Annotated in this window: 22 protein-coding genes; 4 read left to right on the top strand and 18 right to left on the bottom strand. The window is 35.8% G+C overall.

All coding sequences use genetic code 11. From position 1 onward, the window contains the following. Positions 1–264 precede the first annotated feature (264 nt). The 6 genes from INF30_RS12400 to INF30_RS12370 all read right to left on the bottom strand — a co-directional run bounded on the left by INF30_RS12400 (position 265) and on the right by INF30_RS12370 (position 7408). Entirely contained in the window at positions 265–615 is a 351-nt protein-coding gene (locus tag INF30_RS12400; RefSeq protein ID WP_226395437.1) for a nucleotidyltransferase domain-containing protein, read from the bottom strand. A gap of 964 nt (positions 616–1579) precedes the next feature. Then, positions 1580–3433 (bottom strand): asparagine synthase (glutamine-hydrolyzing), encoded by a 1854-nt coding sequence (gene asnB / locus INF30_RS12390; RefSeq protein WP_226395436.1) that lies wholly within the window; start codon positions 3431–3433, stop codon positions 1580–1582. A gap of 124 nt (positions 3434–3557) precedes the next feature. Then, the gene (locus INF30_RS12385) at positions 3558–4136 is read right to left on the bottom strand and encodes a dipicolinate synthase subunit B (RefSeq protein WP_226395435.1); all 579 of its coding nucleotides are present in this window, start codon (positions 4134–4136) and stop codon (positions 3558–3560) included. 33 nt (positions 4137–4169) lie between these two features. Further along, entirely contained in the window at positions 4170–5012 is an 843-nt protein-coding gene (locus INF30_RS12380) for a dipicolinate synthase subunit DpsA (protein WP_226395452.1), read from the bottom strand. 867 nt (positions 5013–5879) lie between these two features. Beyond that, positions 5880–6299, bottom strand: a complete 420-nt coding sequence (locus INF30_RS12375) for a hypothetical protein (protein WP_226395434.1) — start codon at positions 6297–6299, stop codon at positions 5880–5882. A gap of 2 nt (positions 6300–6301) precedes the next feature. Further along, a complete protein-coding gene (locus tag INF30_RS12370) occupies positions 6302–7408 on the bottom strand; it encodes a hypothetical protein (protein WP_226395433.1) in 1107 nt (368 codons plus the stop codon). A gap of 998 nt (positions 7409–8406) precedes the next feature. On the opposite strand from INF30_RS12370, the gene INF30_RS14870 reads away from it, so the two are divergent. From INF30_RS14870 to INF30_RS12355, 3 genes are read left to right on the top strand one after another with little or no spacing between them, the layout of a single operon-like run. Continuing rightward, a complete protein-coding gene (locus INF30_RS14870; RefSeq protein ID WP_311136021.1) occupies positions 8407–8766 on the top strand; it encodes a PadR family transcriptional regulator in 360 nt (119 codons plus the stop codon). Next, positions 8756–9136 carry a DUF6120 family protein gene (locus INF30_RS12360; protein WP_226395431.1) on the top strand — a complete coding sequence of 127 codons (381 nt, stop codon included), beginning with the start codon at positions 8756–8758 and terminating at the stop codon, positions 9134–9136. Before INF30_RS14870 ends, INF30_RS12360 begins: the two co-directional genes overlap by 11 nt. 11 nt (positions 9137–9147) lie before the next feature. After that, positions 9148–9627 (top strand): hypothetical protein, encoded by a 480-nt coding sequence (locus INF30_RS12355; protein ID WP_226395430.1) that lies wholly within the window; start codon positions 9148–9150, stop codon positions 9625–9627. A gap of 300 nt (positions 9628–9927) precedes the next feature. Here the strand turns inward: INF30_RS12355 and metK are convergent, their stop codons facing one another. Together metK and INF30_RS12345 are read right to left on the bottom strand one after the other, a co-directional pair. Further along, positions 9928–11124, bottom strand: a complete 1197-nt coding sequence (gene metK / locus INF30_RS12350) for a methionine adenosyltransferase (protein WP_226395429.1) — start codon at positions 11122–11124, stop codon at positions 9928–9930. A 622-nt stretch (positions 11125–11746) separates the two neighbouring features. Then, positions 11747–11977, bottom strand: coding sequence for a helix-turn-helix domain-containing protein (locus INF30_RS12345; protein ID WP_226395428.1), 231 nt, complete (start codon positions 11975–11977; stop codon positions 11747–11749). 75 nt (positions 11978–12052) lie between these two features. On the opposite strand from INF30_RS12345, the gene INF30_RS12340 reads away from it, so the two are divergent. Further along, complete coding sequence (locus INF30_RS12340; RefSeq protein WP_226395451.1) at positions 12053–12349, top strand: ATP-binding protein; 297 nt, start codon at positions 12053–12055, stop codon at positions 12347–12349. 634 nt (positions 12350–12983) lie between these two features. On the opposite strand, the gene INF30_RS14660 is transcribed toward INF30_RS12340, so the two are convergent. From INF30_RS14660 to INF30_RS12295, 10 genes are all read right to left on the bottom strand, one after another. After that, positions 12984–13112: a hypothetical protein gene (locus tag INF30_RS14660; RefSeq protein WP_264176922.1), complete on the bottom strand. Its 129-nt coding sequence runs from the start codon at positions 13110–13112 to the stop codon at positions 12984–12986. Between the two features lie 125 nt (positions 13113–13237). After that, complete coding sequence (locus INF30_RS12335; RefSeq protein ID WP_226395427.1) at positions 13238–14029, bottom strand: ABC transporter permease; 792 nt, start codon at positions 14027–14029, stop codon at positions 13238–13240. After that, on the bottom strand, positions 14013–14954 hold the full coding sequence (locus tag INF30_RS12330) for an ABC transporter ATP-binding protein (protein ID WP_226395426.1): 942 nt from the start codon (positions 14952–14954) through the stop codon (positions 14013–14015). Before INF30_RS12330 ends, INF30_RS12335 begins: the two co-directional genes overlap by 17 nt. After that, entirely contained in the window at positions 14951–15724 is a 774-nt protein-coding gene (locus tag INF30_RS12325; protein ID WP_226395425.1) for an ABC transporter permease, read from the bottom strand. The genes INF30_RS12330 and INF30_RS12325 overlap by 4 nt, the downstream gene beginning before the upstream one ends. Before the next feature lie 12 nt (positions 15725–15736). Beyond that, a complete protein-coding gene (locus INF30_RS12320) occupies positions 15737–16660 on the bottom strand; it encodes an ABC transporter ATP-binding protein (RefSeq protein ID WP_226395424.1) in 924 nt (307 codons plus the stop codon). Then, positions 16660–16854 (bottom strand): PLDc N-terminal domain-containing protein, encoded by a 195-nt coding sequence (locus tag INF30_RS14920; RefSeq protein ID WP_226395423.1) that lies wholly within the window; start codon positions 16852–16854, stop codon positions 16660–16662. The genes INF30_RS12320 and INF30_RS14920 overlap by 1 nt, the downstream gene beginning before the upstream one ends. Before the next feature lie 25 nt (positions 16855–16879). Further along, the gene (locus tag INF30_RS12310; RefSeq protein WP_226395422.1) at positions 16880–17344 is read right to left on the bottom strand and encodes a GNAT family N-acetyltransferase; all 465 of its coding nucleotides are present in this window, start codon (positions 17342–17344) and stop codon (positions 16880–16882) included. An 11-nt stretch (positions 17345–17355) separates the two neighbouring features. Continuing rightward, positions 17356–17634, bottom strand: a complete 279-nt coding sequence (locus tag INF30_RS12305; RefSeq protein WP_226395421.1) for a PqqD family protein — start codon at positions 17632–17634, stop codon at positions 17356–17358. Between the two features lie 21 nt (positions 17635–17655). After that, positions 17656–18675 carry a radical SAM protein gene (locus INF30_RS12300; RefSeq protein WP_226395420.1) on the bottom strand — a complete coding sequence of 340 codons (1020 nt, stop codon included), beginning with the start codon at positions 18673–18675 and terminating at the stop codon, positions 17656–17658. 11 nt (positions 18676–18686) lie between these two features. After that, positions 18687–19721 (bottom strand): radical SAM protein, encoded by a 1035-nt coding sequence (locus tag INF30_RS12295; protein WP_226395419.1) that lies wholly within the window; start codon positions 19719–19721, stop codon positions 18687–18689. Position 19722: the final 1 nt, after the last annotated feature.

Below are 19722 nucleotides of genomic sequence, written 5' to 3'. Positions count from 1 at the left end.
CTCCTTTCTAATAAAAAGGCACTGACTATCGCAAACAATAGTCAATGCCATCCTTCATACGATTCTATTTTAAAATTTGTGCTTCCAACAATTGTCAAATTGGAATTAAAAATCAAATTAACTTTTTGATCAAAGCCATAAAACTGATACTTTTATTTTATAAATATGCTATAATTCTGTCAAGAAGTATCTGCCGGCAGAACGGAGCATATTATCATCTTTTCCCGCTCAATATAGCCGGGGTAAAGAACGTCAAATTAAATCTTACGGCTTAGCCGCAGCTTTATTCTCCCAAAGTATGATTCCCTCTTTTTTCACATTTCTATAGAAAGGTATTATTGCTTCCCATTCACAGAATATATTATATTCAATGTCAATGACAGAGAATACTTTATCATATTTAAGGTTCATATCTACGATAAATTCTGAAAGTCTCTCCTCCTCATCTTTGTCCATACTTTTTGTGAGTAAAAGAGCAACATCCACATCCGACTCTTTGGTATCTGTCCCTCTGGCAACAGATCCATAAAGCACAATCCTTATGACCTTTTTCTCAATAACATTGAGGATTCCTGCCACCAGCTCGCCTGTTATCTTTTCATCTAATCCCTTCATCACACTTGCACCTTTGCACTAACGCATATATTACACTCTATAAACGCATCAGCAACTTTCAATTTTAAATTTCCTCAAGTATTGACACGATGAAATGAATGCGCCAATGTTTACTTGAGAACTTTTCTCAGCATCAATAATTACCTTTCTCTAACATATTTATTTGTCTGATCCTATCCTAAATTCCCATACCCCTATATCTGCGGATCACTGACTTTAGGGAGATCCTCTTCACAAATTTTCAGTTTTTCGAGTATATCCTCAAGTGGAATTGTCGGTTTATCACCGTTTTCTTCCAACCTTCTATTTGCTTCAACGGTTAGCTTATAATCCTCTTCTGCTTCTACAAGCCTTGTATATTCCTCCGGCGACAGAGCAACTGCAATTGGCTGACCATTTTTAAGAACAACAAGTCCCCTGTCCGTACAAAGCCGGTCAAAGATCCGTATTGCATTTCCTTCATCAAACTAAGAAACAGGTACCTCATTGTATGGCATGTATTCTTTCCCCAACCGGAACACCTCACTCTTTTTTCCTAAATTATAAGCAAAAAGCTTTACTGGTGCAATACTGCAATACCACCCTCGACAACTAGAACCTAGTTGCCGATATAACGGGGTATTTTATTTCTGTAACTGATTTCTTTAGACCTTTATCCATCACTCATTATGCTATATCAATGAGCAAAAATATATCGGGTCATGTTCATTCACGTGCCGGAGAAAATTCCTACTGAATCGAATCATCTGACAATTATATTCCACATATCTATCTAATCGTGTCCTTGCCCAGTAACATTCTTCACAAATTGCCATCATATCATCATATACCTCTTCAAACTTATCGTTAAAACGTAATCAAGGAATCGCCTTCCTACAATTACAACGTGAAAGACGACTCCCCGAAATAAGTCTTATTCCTATTGAACTTAGATATCCTGTTATATTTTCTAACGGCTGTGGTATCAAAGGATAAGCTGAATCTGATATTTTTCCAACCAATAATTGACCTGAAGCATATAAGCCAGCATCTGAGGTCCTGCCATGAGCTGCCCATACCACGGGCGTCCATAATCAGACGGGGTATTCAGGAACCGGTTCAACTTTTCTCTATCAATCAGACTGCGGATTGGTGCAGCATGATCATTTATAACATCAAGCAGCATTTCTCCAAGACGTTTCTCGTATTCCGGATGATAAGTCTTCGGATAAGGGCTTTTCCTGCGGAAGAGCACTTCGTCCGGAAGTTTTCCTCTTCCGGCATTCCGCAGCAGTCCTTTCACGAGTCCATCCGGACACTTCATCTCCCAGGGAACATTCCACACATACTCTATAATACGATGATCAGCCAGAGGGACTCTGGCCTCCAGTCCTGAATACATACTCGTGCGATCCATCCGGTCAAGAAGCGTTACCATGAACCACTTTAGATTCAGATAGGCGATTTCTCTCCGCCTCCGCTCTTCCGAAGTATCTTCGCTGCATACCGGAGTCTCCCGCACTGTTTTTTCATACGCTGCTGTTGCATATTCTTCCATTGGCACTTCCCGGATCAGCTCTTCTTTAAGCAGCGCCTGGCGTGCCGTCATATCATTCGACCAGGGAAAAGCTGCTGTCTCGAATGCTTCTTTCTTGTGAAACCACGGATAGCCGCCGAATATCTCATCTGCACATTCCCCTGTCAGCGTGACCTTATTATATCCCACCACCTTTGAACAAAAATATAGCATGGATGATTCCACATCCGCCATACATGGAAGATCTCTCGCATCCACCGCCCGGAAAAGATTATCGATCAAATCCGTATTGTTGCATTCCAGATAACGGTGATTTGTTCCACAGTATTCTACCATTTTTTCTACCCACGGTCTGTCCTGGCTGGGCTGGAATGAGTTTGCCTTAAAATACTTTTGATTTTCTGCAAAATCGAAAGAGAATGTATTGAGGATCTTCCCCTGCTTCTTTAACTCCGAAGCACAGATTGCTGTCACAAGGCTGCTGTCCACCCCTCCAGACAGGAATGTACTGATCGGGATATCTGAGATCATCTGCTTCTTCACAGAATCCTCAATAAGCCATGCTGTCTTCTCCACTGTTTTCTCAAAGGAGTCCCTATGTGGATGGCTCTCCAGCTTCCAATAACAAATATCCTTTACCGAGCTCTCCCGACAGACAAGATAATGTCCGGGGAGCACCTCTGATATTCCCCGGAAAACTCCTTTTCCATATGTCTTTGCAGGTCCAAGAGCAAAGATTTCGCATAATCCTTCCCTGCCGATAGCCGGACGAATCCCGGGAAAAGCGAAGATCCCTTTTAATTCGGAGGCAAATACCAGCGTATCTTTCTGTCGGGTATAGAACAGAGGTTTCACACCGACTCGATCCCGGAACAGATACAGTGTTCCTTCCAGAGCATCCCACAATGCAATGGCAAAAATTCCGTTCAACTTCCTCACATACTCTTCACCATACAGAAGATATCCCTGAAGGATCACCTCTGTATCGCTGTCAGATTCGAACACCGCGCCTTCCCGCTCCAGCTCTTTTCGTAGCTGCGGCATATTGTAGATTTCCCCGTTAAAAGAGACAGTACAGGTTCTGCCTGCCACGCTTCTCGTCATCGGCTGCCTTCCCCTGTTCAGATCAATGATAGAAAGCCTCACATGCGCAAGTCCACAGTGATCGTTAAGGCAGACTCCTTCTTCATCCGGTCCGCGGCGCTTCTGGGCGCGGTTCATACATTCCAGAACCTTCTCCCATCGCTCGCCTTCCTGCGTATAGCTGTGTCTGCTGCTGTAAAATCCCGCAATTCCGCACATATCTTTTTCTCCTTTTTTCAAAAATTCTCCGATTTTCTACGCCGGCAGTTTCATCCTGAATACCGCTCCCTGATAGTACTGCCACGCTGGCCTCTTCTGCCTGCTCCTTCAGGTGCTTTGCAGTTCACCGGATTACCGGCTGATACTGCCGCTCCTCCAGTGCTGCCTCCGCAGCCGGAATCAGCATCTCTGTTCTTGCAGTCATAGAATTCGGTTTTTTCTCCGGGTCATCCTGCCCGAAGGGGACAAAAAAGATATGCTTTACGTTAAGCAGAATCCCGATATTTTTCATGTTCATCCCAAGGGCGTCGTTTGTAGATATGGAGATCAGTAGCGGTTTTTCATTCCGCAAATGTGCCTTTGCCGCCATAAGGGCCGGAGAATCCGTAATGCCGTTAGCCAACTTTGCCGCAGTATTGCCGGTACACGGAAGGATAATCAGCAGATCCAAAAGACTCTTTGGCCCGATCGGCTCTGCCTGGCTGATCGTAAGCAATGGGCGGGATCCGGTAATTTCTTCTGCTTCCTTCATAAAATCTTCCGGACTTCCAAAACGGCTGTCTATCGTCTGGGAGGCATTAGAAAAAATCGTCACAATCTCCGCTCCCTCTTCTTTCAGTTTCCTGAGCTGTACAAATGCCTTCTCATAAGTGCAGAACGATCCTGTAAGCGCTACGCCAACCCTTTTTCCTTTCAGCTTCATAAATACCAACTACTCCTTCTATCCGGGACAGATTCAGCGCAGCCTGATCTGGTTCTCTATAAAATCAGCAAGAATCTCAGCGGAAGAAACAGGCGCATATCTGCCGGGAAGCCCGGGCAGCAGGACAGCATTCACTGACAGAGCCTCTGCAGCTCTGTAATCCACACCGCCTGGTGCCGACGCAATATCAAGGATCCATGTGTTCTTCCCTATATGTCGGAGCCTCTCTTCTGACAGGATCCTCTCAGGCACTGTATTAAAAATAAAATCAACATTTCCTACCGCATCCGACAGCTCGGCTTCGGACACAATGCCGTCCGCCAGTACAAATGCATCTGCAGCCCTTGTCTTGTCTTTTTCAGAAACAAGCACATTGCAAAAGAAAGACTTCAAAAGTCGCATCAATATTTTTCCGCACCTGCCGTAACCAAGAACAAGACATCTGCTCTTTGTCAGGTTGACAGGACTTCTTGCGATTGCTTCAGCAACCGCCCCCTCTGCAGTAGCAACGGCGTTTCTTGCAGCTACAAGTTCATCTATCATCATGTCACATGCTCTGAGTCCTTTTCCCTCTGCATATCTTCTCACCTCATCTGGGATATTCCCTGCAAAAAAGACTGCATTATCTGGCAACTCATCAAAGAGCATTTCTACATTCATATCCGGAACCTCATACGCCCCCGTAATCTTCCCTGACCGAATAAAAGGCACAGGTCCTACAGCAGCATCCACCTCTTTCAAAGCTTCTTTCAATGATGTCGCCTCCCGTATTCTTTCATCATGCACTCTTTCACAGAGTCCATATACAGCGACCTCATAACCCTTCTTCGCAAGGATACGTGCCAGATACACCTGTCTCTTGTCACCGCCGATCACAGCAATCTTATAAGAATCTGCTCTCAATCTGTCTTTTTCCTTTTTTTCTTCATTGTATGCATAAAAAAATCTCAGGTGAATCCAAGTACAATTTTCATTATTATTTCAGATCTTCAGGACTTTTCTCAGTAATCTTCAGGACTTTTCTCAGTAACTTATTGACATTACCGGGAGCAAAGTCTATACTTTATTTGTATTTTTATAACTCAGCACTATAGCAGGGTTAAGAAACTTTTATTCTGATACCATACGTCGGGATTTAAATTCTAAAAAATACATTGCCAATAATACAGGAAGGCACTGATTATTTGAAAGAGTAATCGGTGTCTTTTTGTATCTCCGGCTCTTTAAAAGAAGACAGCAACAGATGTCAAAAGAATGCAGAGAGTACAATGATAAACATTACTGTAATCTGATTACACGCAAAGAAAGGAGAAAAATCGAAACATGGGACAGTTTAGTTGGAAGTATGCAGATACAAATAATAGCATTACTTTAAAACTATTTGGAAGCGGTTATCAATGCTATGAAAGAACACTGTAAACCGTATACTTTCCAGAGATGAGAACTAGATGAACAAGGTGAAATTGTTAAATAGTGTTTTGGAGAAGATGTCCGCGTTAACATATCATTAGCTTTCGTGAAGATCAATTGTAAAGTAACGTAGAAAGCTTTACATGAAGAACTAAAATCTTCGATGCTTTATTTAATCACTTCTCTGTCGGAAATATGATAGCTGACAAAGAAATTACAGTCGCTTATTTCTACATTTTATAGTGATTAGAGTATACGGAAACCGCTGTCCCATAGACGATGAATTCATCTATGAGGCAGCGGTTTCCGTATACTCTACTTCGAAATATGTTGTTACGAAGTAGATGTTATTTTTCTTTTCCAAATTAAAGTTGTAATTGCACCAATCAAGAAAAAAATCCCTATTGTTAATAACCAAATTTCTACTCCTGGATGATGCTGTAATTGATATACTGTCTCTGGATCCATGCCTGAAACTATTTGTGACATTGTTAATTCCTTTATCCAGTCTCCCACATACTGACCTAATAGTATACCAACAAAATTCCCAACACTAATAGAAAATGAAATTAAAATTCTATTGCCTAATATTAGCCCTATTGCAATAATCCACATACCTAAATAATAATGTCTTTGTGTCCATTCAAATAAATACATGTCTTGTAAATATATTTTAGATACAAAATACAGGGCAAAGAATATTACAATAGTAGTAATCAATGAATATGTTTTATGTTTTCTAATAGCGATCATCTTTAAATCCAATATTGAGTAGCAGAAATCCATAAAGAACCTGATCCCGGTTTATAGAATCTATTGACATTCCTATTCCATCCATCCATAATTCGTATATAGTCACCACCGGAATTGTAATCCCTGTATCCTACAGAAAGAATCCAGTGCCACTTCACTATTCCGTCTGCTAACAGAATACCACAAGGTCTATCCTTTTTGGTTGCATCTTTAATCCCTGTAAATGTTCCGACAGAACTATACTGTAAAGTATATCCACAATTAGAAAAATATTTTTTCGCTTTATCTGCGATTGTCATGACAGGACCGTTACCTACAATATTATGTACTGCGATAAATGTGTTCCGGTTGCTACTCTTTTTCAACTTTGAGTATCCTTGATTTGCAAAATAGTTGGCAAGATTAGTTACTGCTGTTGCGCCACAATGATCGCTTGCTATGTCGTCAAAGTCACCTGTAATCACCCAACTTGTACCAGAATACGGAATATTATCAGAAGTATAAGATCCTGAAGGCATATCGCTCCAATTAATAAAACCATAATCACCATCACCGTATGGAACTATATGAGGAGTACTCTCAATAATATCCTTTTGCTCCGAAAGCATAGACGCCAAGCTACTATCTTTCACTTGCAGATCAGGATAATTATCATATAAATCCGGCTGATCACTTATGCTTCTCGTCATAGTTGTATTGTTTGCGTCATAAAGAGATAGTGGATTATTATAAATAATATGAGGATTACTATTATTATCCAAAATTTCACGAATTAGTGGATTGTTTCCCTCTCCAAATTCAATCGTGGTTGGATTTTCTGTATTATTATTAACAACCGCATATCCCCCTTCTGCCAATTCTACATAATAAGCAGTAATTTTTCCGCTAGTATTATATAATGGAACTATATCGATATCTGATATTGAATCCGACCAAAAACTTTCCCCGTAACTATCCGAATCTAAAAAATAGTGGGCAGAGATTAGTATATCGAGATCATCCATATCTGTGTTTTCCCCTGATGTTGCAAATGCTGTTACACCAAAGCATGGACTCAACATAGATATTATTAAACAGGTAACTACTAAATTTCTAATTCTTTTCTTCATTCTCTTTTCCCCCTTACAACATTGAAATAAAGTTACATGAACCTAGCTATTGTATAAATGTAATAAAACTATCCATCCCTTTTTAAATAGGTAACAACAAGTTCATATCTTTGTAAGTATCCTAAAATACTGATTCTCTTATTATATTCGAAACAAAATAAGTAAAATACATTCAAGAATGTATATCAAAAAATCAATCTTCCTTATAGATAATCCCTAAAGTTACCAAGAAGCTAAAACAGCCTTACTACTTCGGTACAATGTTGAGGTGTTAGCAACAACTATCTTCCATCCATTCATTTAGTAGGATAGACGAAAGAAAAGATGGAAAATTTACCTATATTAATACGAACATTCAATAAAGAAAATATTCTTCCTGATTACCATTGAAAATCCTGTGCCAAAAACTGTTTTTAATAAATCATATCAGCCAGAGAATATTTCTAGGGTTTACCATACTCCTTCTTCTGTTCTAGTTCCCATTGGACTCGCCTCCTATTTCAAATACATGAGATTTTTTAGACTTTAACTGATCACTATTATCCTATTTAAAAGATACCATATCTAAATATATTTGTCTACTATATATTATATTAATTTATATTTCACAATATTATATTTTATGCTATAGTAACTTTAGAAAGTGTATTTCAGCACATTACTAAATATGTCGTGAAGAGAAATTCAAGCTTATAAGAAATAGTTGTGCCATAATCTATAATCTTCTAATGTAATTCATGGTATCCAATGTAAACAGCGTAAAAAGGCAGAGCACCTAAAATTTATAATTTTGACATTATTATACTCAACATTACTCAGTGCTTTTAATTTCTATCTATACCATAAGAAAATGGAGGAGCGTAGAACGCGGCGTTGTATACCCGAATCTGGCATATACAGTTCTTTGAAAAGGTCGAGCTTAATTCTCTCATCACAAAATTGCTAATATAAATGGAGGTGAAAAGTCGAGACTTGAGACACAGTCTACTTAACAAATTATGGATTATAGAGACAGATTTAAAAAAGGGTCTATTGAAATGCTTTTACTTAAAGTCCTTTCTGAAGAAGATTGCTATGGTTATCAAATCACACAAATCATCAGAGAGATCTCCTGTGGTAGGATAATTGTAAGGGAGCCTTCTATGTATCCTATTCTCTATAGGTTACAAGAGAGAAATCTCATTTCTTCCTATAAACAAAACGGAAATGGGCGAATGGAACGTGTATATTACCACATTGAAGCAGAAGGGCGAAAAGAACTAGATAAACTAATTTCAGCTTATACGCAAGTTCATGAAGGAATAGTTGCTTTATTAAACTATAAGTGCTCAAAGGATGGCCTTAAATATGCGAAATAATTGTGTAAAAGAGTATTATCGTATTTTAAAAGCAATTTTCCCACTAAAATCTTACTATGAAGCAAAGTTTTTAAAAGAATTCAAAAATAGTCTTATTGAATTTTCAAATACTAGAAGGCATTGTACTTTTGAAGATCTGGTAAATGAATTCGGTTCGCCGCAAGAAGTATTACATGAATATATGGATGCACAAGACTTCATCGAAACCTCAACTGCAATAAAAAAACAAAACATAAAAAAATATATTCTTTTATTTTGCGTATTATTACTATTTTTGGTCTTATTATTATATACTATTTTTTTGCATGGACTAAGTGAAAAAGTAGAGCAAGCTATTCCAGATGCAATTAGCACAACAATAAGTGAGTAAGGGGTGAAAAAATGAATTATAAAAAGAAGGTATTATGTCTTTTAATTGTAACTCTATTCTTTAGCTTTTCTTCTATTGCTGTTGCCGATGCAGCCGCTCCCCAGCGGGTTTTATCTAAAGAAACTACTTATCTTGATGATGGGTCTTATTTTGAAACAATTATCTATGTAAATACTGAAATCAATACTAGAGCAAACAATACCAAAACCGGCACCAAAACTACTACTTATAAAGCTGATGGCAAGGTTTTATGGTATGTTTCTGTGACCGGTTCCTTTACATACACAGGGAGTTCGAGCAAATGTACTTCAGCAAGCGTAAAAGCTGAATCCTATAATCAATACTGGAAAATCAGTAATAAAAGTAGCAGTTATAGCGGAAACAAAGCAAAAGGTAAAGCTACCGCCAAACTGTATTATGGGCCATTGCCTGCTGCTACTATAAATAAAGAAGTCGTGCTTAGTTGTGACTCAAATGGCAATTTATCATAATGAATCACACACTCAACACTTTTCAATCGGAGGATACCCTAGCTCAAAACTTTTACATTTGAAGGAAAATTTGAGTTGGGGTATTCTCCACTAATCATTTCGAAGCCACCGCCTTTTCGTTGATTCCCATAATATGTTTTTTTCTAAATAATATACATCAAAACATTATTTACGATATTTTAGAAGAAACTAAAATAGGGAGATTCTCGAAAGTCCCTCTCCAGATTGCAGACACTGCAAGCATCTATAATACTTTGGTAATAGAACGAAAGCCAAAAGTCAACTATCAGCCACTTTTCACTACTTTTGATAAACTGCTTTTAATTCATCCGCCTTATCAATCTTTTCCCACGGCAGTTCAACATCCGTCCTTCCAAAATGGCCATATGCTGCTGTCTGTTTATAAATCGGCCTGCGTAAATCAAGTGATTTGATAATGCCTTCTGGAGTCAGATCAAAATGCTCTGAAATCATTGTTGCTAATTCTTCATCCGAAACAATCCCTGTACCAAAGGTATCGGCCATAATAGAGGTTGGCTGTGCAACGCCAATCGCATAGGACAACTGAATCTCACATTTTTTTGCAAGACCTGCTGCTACAATATTCTTCGCCACATAACGGGCCGCATATGCTGCCGAACGGTCTACTTTTGTACAGTCTTTTCCAGAAAAAGCTCCACCGCCATGCCGGGCATATCCGCCGTATGTATCTACAATAATTTTTCGTCCTGTTAATCCACTATCCCCATGAGGTCCTCCGATGACGAATCTTCCGGTAGGATTAATATAAATCTTGGTTTCATCGTCAATCATTTCTTCTGGGATAATCGGTACAATCACCTGCTCTTTTATATCCGCATGCAGACGTTCCTGCGTTATTTCAGGGTCATGCTGCGTAGACACTACCACGGTATCTACCCGCAGAGGTCTGCCTGCCGAATCATATTCGACTGTAACCTGTGTTTTCCCATCCGGCCGTAAATAAGGAAGTACACCATTCTTTCTTACTTCTGTCAGCCTTTTTGCTAATTTATGCGCCATGACGATCGGATACGGCATGTATTCCGGTGTTTCGTCTGTGGCATATCCAAACATCATTCCCTGATCTCCGGCACCTAAAACAGAAGATGTTTTTTCTGATCCGCTGGTAGTATCCCTCTCCTCAAGTGCCTGATCTACACCCATTGCAATATCCGGAGATTGTTCATCAATTGCGGTGATCACACTGCAGGTATTTGCGTCAAATCCATAATCTGCATTTGTATATCCAATGTCCCGGATTGTATCTCTGGCAATCTTGGGAATATCGACATAAGCACTTGTAGTAATCTCTCCCATTACTAATACAAGTCCTGTAGTAGTTGCCACTTCACAGGCCACTCGACTCATTGAATCTTTTTTCATTAATTCATCTAAGATTGCATCTGAAATTGCATCGCACATTTTATCCGGATGTCCTTCTGTTACTGATTCTGAAGTAAATAATAAATTTTTCATTTGTCACCTCTTAAATATAATCATCTTTATCTATCATAATTTTTAGAAAATGCCCATATAGAAACTTTGAGAGCAAAAATAGAAAAATACCACAAAGATTATAGTGCCCAATATAGCAATGGAAAAATTATCTGCTATAATTCCTGCCAAGTTAATTTTCAACCGATCTGCAATAAAAGTTATGACTACACAATAATGATAAATACCGTTAAAGCTATAAATGTGGCATTTGCACCTGACAAATATGATCTCATGAGCAGTATAGAAAGTAAAAACAACGTTAGTAGCAATACACCCAATGTAGCCACTATATGCATCATCAGCTTATAATCTTGAAACATAAAATATCCTAACAAATTAATTCCAAATGTTCTCGCCATACCAATAAGCAATATGATTGTAATATAGTCAAATCATACTTTTACGATATCCTGTTTTTTCACAGGTAATGCAATTATTGACAATGCCAATACCTTTATCTCTTAGTAAGTGAAGTGTGTTAACAACTGTATTTGAAGCCACACTATTTTTTTCAGCGTATTTTCTAATGCTGGGTAATGGGGGGATTCGCTTTTAAATGTTAAATGGTTTAAAAATATATTTAGTTTAATATCTTCCACAATTAATTGATATTTGTATTGTTTCCAGTTAGTAATTTTTGAATAGTTATCTTATAGAAATCAGCTATTTTAGGAAGCTTATCTATACTGGGACGAGATGTACCATTTTCCCATTTTGATACAGAGGATTTTGATACACCACAATACTCTGCCAGTTCTTTTTGTGATTTTTCGGCTTTTTTCCTTTGCTCTATAAGTATTTCCGCAATATGTAATGAGTAATTATCTTTCATTTTTATATTCCGCCTTTCTGCGAAAGGCGCCGATGCGTCATGAAACGCATTGACTAACTTTCGCTTTTCCGCAACATTTTTATTACCGGTGCCACACGAAGTGGTAAGACTTATCTTGTATGCGCTTTTGGTATGGAGGCATGTGAACACTATTACACCGTGAATTATGTCCGGCTTCCAGACCTGTCACTTAATCTCCAGGCAGCCAGAGATACCGGTGCTTTTTCTAGTGTACTAAAGAAATACACCAAGCCAGTCCTGCTGATCATTGATGAATGGCTCCTGCTCAAACTGACCGAGTCCAAAGCCAGAAATCTTTTCGAGCTGATCCACAAACGCAGGAAGAAGTCATCGATCATCTTCTGCTCCTAGTTCCGGGAAAGCGAGTGGTACCAGCAGGTCTGCAGCGGTGAGAGCAATCTTGCAGATACCATTATGGATCGTATTTCTTACGATTCATATAAAATCAACATTGAGAGCATTGATCCATCGAAAGGCCTTTCCATGAGAGAGATATATGGCTTGGATCCTGCCCATGCCAAGTAACTCTAAACATGTGGCTCCGTTAGTCCGGACAGGTGACTCTCGCCACAGGACTGGCGGCTCCGCCGCACCGTAATATTCACCAGATTGCGTCCACTGCCGTTTTTATGGCTACAAGGAACAATACAGTACATTTACATATCACTTTCAAACTTCCCATCAGCTGTACCTGGAATAGAACAAGGTTGTTGGAGTCTGCTCCTTGCATTTCAAGAACTGCTTCCCTGATCCGATCGGCTGCCAGAGTTATGCAATACCAAAACAAATGAAAACCGGTCGCCGTCGTCGGCGACCAAATAATAAGCTAAATGTATGATTTACCATATAAACTTAAAATTATTGACGTAAAAGATCATAGAAAGTCTCCCTGTTTTTTGCAATAATGGTTTCGGCTTTCTTTATTTATGATATATAGTGCCATAAACGAAACCACCACAAATGAGATTATATAAAAGAAAACGACCTATGTTACTAACCAACCAAACACAGCACCTATTACCCAAAGTACTACTGCACCTATAGCTGCGCCATATTCGTTGTCAACACTTGACAATCTTAAGCTAGCAGGCGATACATACTCTCTCTTAGTCATATTTTCACCTCCTCCACTCTAACTAACATTATTTATTATTCTTAATCCAAAGAAAGCTAAACAAAAAAGAATTTACAATAAATAATTCAGTTACGTATTTTACTATAAAATGATGTTTTAAAGCATCAACAATTATAGTCAACTTTACTCGACGCACGAATTAACATCGCCAAAGAAAAAATTAATAATACTAAACTTACAACTATAACTAGTAAATCGCTGATAAATATTAATCCAGCAAATTGTCCTACGACTAAAGCCATTATAGGAAGTATTATAAAGACAGCCGATTGTTGCGCCTCTTCTGCAGTCTCTGATTTCTTTGAACTTTTAATTACAAATGTTGTGGATAAAATCGTTATAGCTAAACTGGTAATTAATAGTAATATTCCCCATCTTACACCAGGAACAAAATATTGAAATCCAAGAACACTTAATAGAATGTTTAGCTCAATACACATTACAAAAAAAACTATAATATTCAAAGCCATGCTAAAAATTATTGAAACTTTTACCTTAGCTATAAATATATCTTGTACTTTGATTGGGGAAAGATATAATGTTTCTAAAGTACCTTTCTCTTTTTCCCCAACAAAAGAATTTGCAGAAATAATACTAGAACTCATTGTAGGTATAAGTAAAAAAAATATCGGTAAAATATTATCAATAAAAAATGCTATGATAAGTTCTTTCTGCTCGTACTTTGTAAAGTTTTCCATACTATCAATTATGGGTTGTTTAAGAACACTATAAAACCTATCTAATTCAATATTAGATTTGGCAACATATATTATTAGTATACTAGGCATAACAAGTGTTAATATGACAGGCACCAGCGATATAAGACAAATTAACCTCTTATTACCTAGAACAGAAAAAATATCTTTTTTGACTATTTCATTAGCTAAATTGCTCATATGCCCCACCTCTTTTAATCAGTTTAAAATAAACATCTTCTAAGCTAGGTTCAAGTATTCTGACGCTATAAACTTTACCACCACTTAACACTATTCTTTCTACTATTTTAGATACCTGCTCTTTATCTTTCATAATAACCCTATACTCATTACCATTTAGCTTAGTAAGATTAAACTCTTCAAGGTTATGATTTATTTCCGCTTCAATATATATAAACTTATCAAATTTATATTTTTTTATTATGTCACCTAACTCACCTATGCATATTATATTACCATTATTAATAAATGCGTATTTAGTGCATATATCCTGGGCATATCTTAATTGATGAGTACATAAAAATACTGTAGCTTCATTCTCTTCAGCATATCTTTTTATTGCAACGTTTATATTTTTAGCGCTTTCAGGATCTAATCCTGTAGTAGGCTCATCTAAAATTACAATTTTAGGACTATGCAAAAAAGTCCTTGCCAAGGATAATCTTTTTTCCATACCCGTTGAATAAAATTCTATTTTTTTATCTTTCTCATCATACATATCTACCATCTTAAGAACTTCCAAGGATCTTTCCTTGGCTTGCATATCATTCATGCCAAATATTTTTGAAAAAAACATTAAGTTTTCTAATCCTGTAAGATATTTATACATATTAGCTGTCTCAGTCAAAGTTCCTATTTTAGCATGAACCTTATCCGGATATTTTACAGGACTAATGCCAAATACTTCGACATAGCCTTCATCCGGCTTTATAAGTCCATTCAAGATTTTAACAAGCGTAGTTTTCCCAGCACCATTAGGTCCTAAAAAGCCATATATTTCACCTTTGTTTACTTCAAAAGAAATTCCATTAAGCACTACTTTTCTATCGAATTGTTTTACAAGATTTTTTACTTCTATTGATTTTTCTTTTTGAAGATATTTCATTGATCAATTTCCTTTCTATTAAATAAATATATTGATATAATCAATAATAAGGCAGTAAAAAATAATGTAGAAAGTAGTGCTGGAATTGTCTCATAAATATCAATTTTACCCTCTACAATATAAACACATTGAGATAATGAAGAAACAGGTAAATATCTTGCTATTTGTGGAAAAATTCCTAAAAACATCTGAATTATATTAAAAGCAAAGCAAACAACTAGCGTAAGAATCTTATTTTCAAAAATAGTTCCAAAAAAAATGTTAACTGATATATTAAGAACACCATAAAAGTAAATTAAAATACTTGAATATATAACAACTCCTATGCGTATATTGTTTCCCCAAAATATACCTGTATAATATCTGAACACCATAATGCTGACAGTATAACTTAAGAGAAATATAACCGATGTTACAACAAATTTAGAAAGTATTACAGTACCTCTATTTATGCCTTTTGATAATATATTAATTATTGTTTTCTTTTCAAACTCATCTGACATTATCCCTACAGTTGCGAAAATAAAAATAATCAAACCAAGTTGTGAAATATTCTTAAAAAACTGAAAATAGGCTTCTATTTCTGAAGGAGATCTAAATTTGATTTCATATCCACTAGGCAAAAGCTGTTGCAATATAGCACCTAAATATTTTGTTCCTAAAGGAGAGATTATACCAATCAAAATAAAGACTGATAATATAATCAAAATCTTATGTTTACGAATATACTCTTTTACTTCTTTTTTTAGCAAAACGCATAGCTCGTTCAAAGTAATACCTCCTTAAAAGAATTCGTCAATTTCCTTATCAATTATATTGATACTTCGTGGAAACATTAACATTGCATTTGCGTTGCAGAATATTCCACATATGTCAGCAATGATTTGATCGCTAAGATTATTTATCCTAAATTTTTTGTATATCCTTTCATACGTAATTTTTTTATTTTTAATTATTAATTCAAAATTATCAATGATATCTTTTTTGCAGCCAGTAAAATCAATTTCTAAAATTTTGCTTTTATTCGAAAATTTTTCCACCTCATCTAAGGATTCTATTTTCGTCAAATTGCCATCTTTTAAAATAATTACTTCATCACATAATTTTTCTACATCACTCATAATATGGGTGGAGAGCAGTATACTCGTATCCTGTTTTATATTGTTAAAGATATCAGCCACTTCTTCTCGTCCTATCGGATCAAGTGCAGACATGGGTTCATCACAAATAATTAATTTAGGATCGCCAATCAAACATTGGGCTATTCCCAATCGCTGCTTCATCCCTCTAGAATATCCCTTTATTTTTTTATCTTTACTATTCTCAAGATTTACTAACTTTAAAAATCGGTCTACTTCAGACCCAATTCTACTGTTTTCAATTCCCAATAGTCCTGCACACATAGATAGATATTCAAAGCATGTCATATATTCGTAGAATACTGGAACATCTGTGAGGTAACCTATTCCACTTGTTTTAGTATTATTTTTTCTCACAACGCCATCAATACAAACACTACCACTATCAGCCTTCAAAAATCCTATCAAGATTCTCATAAGTGTTGTTTTCCCTGCACCATTCTTTCCCACAAGACCTACAATAGAATTTTTTTTGATACTAAAAGACGCATTTTTAATTACACACTTTCCCTTAAAGCTTTTAGTTATGCCATTAGCTATCAAAACAGGCTCTTCGTGTAATTTCATTAATCATCCCTCCCGATAGTCAAGTAAAGAATGGGACCTATTATTTGTATAAATAGGATAATCAATATCCAAATCACAATACTGCCATATCTCACTCTACGATTTTTAAATAAATCCCTCAATGAAACAATTACTAATATTAAATTTATTACAATAACAGGTACAAAAAGCCAAATATAGTTAAGATTCTCCATATGCAACGCCTCCGTATTGTATATTTTAATCAACAATTTTCCCAAAAACGATCATATCATCTTCTGGTATTAGCCCTTTCATTTCTCCTTCTATATTATAGCCATTGTATTTAAAGACTGATAAGGCAGGTTGATTCGTAGCACTTACTGAAACATTCACTTTATACCTTGCTTTATATTGTTCCGAAATGGCTCTTTCAAGGTGAGAAACAAGTTTTTTTCCTATATCTTTGTTTCTATATTTTTCGCTCACAAATAAAAGCCCTATTGCCCAGTAATTTTTTTTGTTAGTAGTAATTGCTGTTATAACACCAGCTATATCAGTATCAGTTTGACATACAATCCCACATTCAATTTTGTTTTTGATTCTCATTTCTAGAATATCTTCATTGTTATACATAGATAATATCTGGCGATTATTACTAAAAGCATGTGTAATATATGAACAAACAGAATTAATATCAGAATGTTTCAACTCTATAAATTTCATATTCTTCCTCCCTAAATTAAAAACAACAAATCCTCTTTCACTAAATAATTAATGAACCGACTAACATCTTCTTCAATAATCTTTTGGTCAATATTTGAGTATTCTTCACAGAGATTTTTACAAATCTGATTAACTGATTTTGTACCATCACAATTCACAAAAATTTGACTGGCTACAGGATTGAGAATATCCAGCATACCTGTTATTGGGTGTTGATATATTATGAACTGTCCACCACCCTCGTATCTCCATTTTATATTTATAAGTTTAGGGATTTCATTTCTATACATTTTTAGTACACTCCTCTCAGTTTATAAAAATATTTTTTCTGTTAACGGATCTAATAATGTGCCATTTTGTCTTGAATTCATTTCTTTAGCTAATGAGAGCATTACTTCATTATGCCATCCTTTTTTCATCTTTCTCCATACGTCATTAAAAGATTCTTTATTTAGATCTCCAAAGTATACATCAATATATGGGGTGATTCCTACTAGTCCATCCGAAGTAATTCTCATAACTGTTGCATATCCATTTTTAATACCAAACTCTATATGCTCAGCAGGGCTTCTGTACTCAATTTGTATAGGAGCTTTTTTTGAATAAATATATTTTTCTAACTCTTCAAACTGCTTTTCAGTGGCGTAAATTGCTTCTTCGTTTCCTTTTACTCTGCCAGAAATAGATAATCGCTGAGTTCTTACTGACTCCACTCCCAATTCTTTGCACAACTCGACTGTATTCTTAAAATCATCTATATTATATTTTGTAGTAGCAAAAGATACCCTTACTTGTTTTCCTAGTTTAACAAAACCTTTAATTGCATTAACTGCTTCATCAAATGAGCCCTTTCTATTCCTAACAAAATCATGAATTTCAGGTTTTGAACCATCAAGACTAATTTGAATCATATTAACATACTCTGCAATTTTTCTGATTTTTTTTCTATCTAGATTTGCACCACTTAAAATAGTTCCAATTTCAATCCCATTAGATCGCAAATATCTCATTAAATCAAAATATTCACTACTACATGTAGGTTCTCCACCAGTTAAACACACTTGAAAAACTTTTGCATTTATTAATTCATCTGCAATTTCAAATTTCCTTTTCCTACTAAGTTCATTAACTCTTTTATTGTGAGAATCATTATAACAATAAATACATTTGTTTGGACAAGTACTTGTCAACTCCCACATGACATACAATGGTGCATCAAATCCTTCATCAGGTATAAGTTTAGCTTTACTTAAATCTGCGAAATCATCTGCAGCATCAATTATATCTTTGTCGTTATTTATGTTTCCAAAAATGTTCACAAATTTTTTCACAATTAACCTCCTTATAAAACATCTACATACAATTTTCTCAAATCGTAAACACAATTAATATTACTTAAATTACTGTCCTTTTTTAGTATTTTCCACCCATCAGAAAACTTTTTATTCCAAGTTTCTCTAAAGGTTCCAAGTTCAAATACACTACCTAAATTGCTGGGTAAATAAACGCTGAGCAAAAATTCGCCTTGGGGAGTAATGATGCCGCCCCATGTTCTTTCTGTTTCCAACCCATTTTTTATCATTTTAAATTGATCTACAAATCTAACACATATATATCCCTCGCTCGGCTCGCTAACAACTGAGTTATATTCTTCAATAAATTTTTTTACATTTATCATGCAGTTTTTGAACTCTTCTTTGCTAATCTCTAACTCATTTTCAACAACATCTTTATTCATTGTTACTACAGGCTGAATTCTAATTTCGTTTACGTTGCAATTTTTTGAAAAATATTCAACCAAATCAGTCATACCGGAATAATTTTTTCTTGTTGCAACCGATTCTATACTTATAAATGTATCTGTTAATTCATTGTTTCTAATATACTCAATTAAATTTAGCGCTCCCTTTAATGCACCCACACGTCCCCTTTGAAAATCATTGATTTCATCGTTTATAGAGTCTATAGATATATTAAAAGAGACTTTCTTTAATCTCAATAGCGCATCTACAATGCTATAATTTATCCTATATCCAGAAGTGCAGATCATTATTGAAACATCATTTTCTATAAAGATATTGACAAGTTCCAATAAATCATGACTTATCAAAGGTTCACCTCCAGATAATGAAATCATAAATACTTTCATATCACAGATTTCTTTTGCCAACTTTATTTTATCCGTCTTTTTCATTTCATTGATATGTTTCGGGAAACTACCCGAGCAATAAATACAATTTGAATTACAATTTCCTGTCACTTCCCATATGAGTGAAATTGGAGCGGAAAATTTTGATGGAATTTTAAACGGAGAATTAAGACCATCATTCAAAAAAATGTTAATATCCTCCTGTGTTATTATTCTTTTTCCTATCATA

Origin of the sequence: Claveliimonas monacensis (assembly GCF_014982975.1) — a bacterium.
GTDB lineage: Bacteria > Bacillota > Clostridia > Lachnospirales > Lachnospiraceae > Claveliimonas > Claveliimonas monacensis.
Note: the sequence above shows the minus strand (reverse complement) of the source record. Positions and strands in the feature narration are given on the sequence as shown.

Coding starts and splice junctions, on each gene's coding strand:
- INF30_RS12400 (WP_226395437.1), bottom strand. CDS start 615: ATGAAGGGATTAGATGAAAAGATAACAGGCGAGCTGGTGGCAGGAATC.
- asnB (WP_226395436.1), bottom strand. CDS start 3,433: ATGTGCGGAATTGCGGGATTTTACAGCAGCAGACACAGCTATACGCAG.
- INF30_RS12385 (WP_226395435.1), bottom strand. CDS start 4,136: ATGAAGCTGAAAGGAAAAAGGGTTGGCGTAGCGCTTACAGGATCGTTC.
- INF30_RS12375 (WP_226395434.1), bottom strand. CDS start 6,299: ATGATCGCTATTAGAAAACATAAAACATATTCATTGATTACTACTATT.
- INF30_RS12370 (WP_226395433.1), bottom strand. CDS start 7,408: ATGAAGAAAAGAATTAGAAATTTAGTAGTTACCTGTTTAATAATATCT.
- INF30_RS14870 (WP_311136021.1), top strand. CDS start 8,407: ATGGATTATAGAGACAGATTTAAAAAAGGGTCTATTGAAATGCTTTTA.
- INF30_RS12360 (WP_226395431.1), top strand. CDS start 8,756: ATGCGAAATAATTGTGTAAAAGAGTATTATCGTATTTTAAAAGCAATT.
- INF30_RS12355 (WP_226395430.1), top strand. CDS start 9,148: ATGAATTATAAAAAGAAGGTATTATGTCTTTTAATTGTAACTCTATTC.
- metK (WP_226395429.1), bottom strand. CDS start 11,124: ATGAAAAATTTATTATTTACTTCAGAATCAGTAACAGAAGGACATCCG.
- INF30_RS12345 (WP_226395428.1), bottom strand. CDS start 11,977: ATGAAAGATAATTACTCATTACATATTGCGGAAATACTTATAGAGCAA.
- INF30_RS14660 (WP_264176922.1), bottom strand. CDS start 13,112: ATGACTAAGAGAGAGTATGTATCGCCTGCTAGCTTAAGATTGTCAAGT.
- INF30_RS12335 (WP_226395427.1), bottom strand. CDS start 14,029: ATGAGCAATTTAGCTAATGAAATAGTCAAAAAAGATATTTTTTCTGTT.
- INF30_RS12330 (WP_226395426.1), bottom strand. CDS start 14,954: ATGAAATATCTTCAAAAAGAAAAATCAATAGAAGTAAAAAATCTTGTA.
- INF30_RS12320 (WP_226395424.1), bottom strand. CDS start 16,660: ATGAAATTACACGAAGAGCCTGTTTTGATAGCTAATGGCATAACTAAA.
- INF30_RS14920 (WP_226395423.1), bottom strand. CDS start 16,854: ATGGAGAATCTTAACTATATTTGGCTTTTTGTACCTGTTATTGTAATA.
- INF30_RS12310 (WP_226395422.1), bottom strand. CDS start 17,344: ATGAAATTTATAGAGTTGAAACATTCTGATATTAATTCTGTTTGTTCA.
- INF30_RS12305 (WP_226395421.1), bottom strand. CDS start 17,634: ATGTATAGAAATGAAATCCCTAAACTTATAAATATAAAATGGAGATAC.
- INF30_RS12295 (WP_226395419.1), bottom strand. CDS start 19,721: ATGATAGGAAAAAGAATAATAACACAGGAGGATATTAACATTTTTTTG.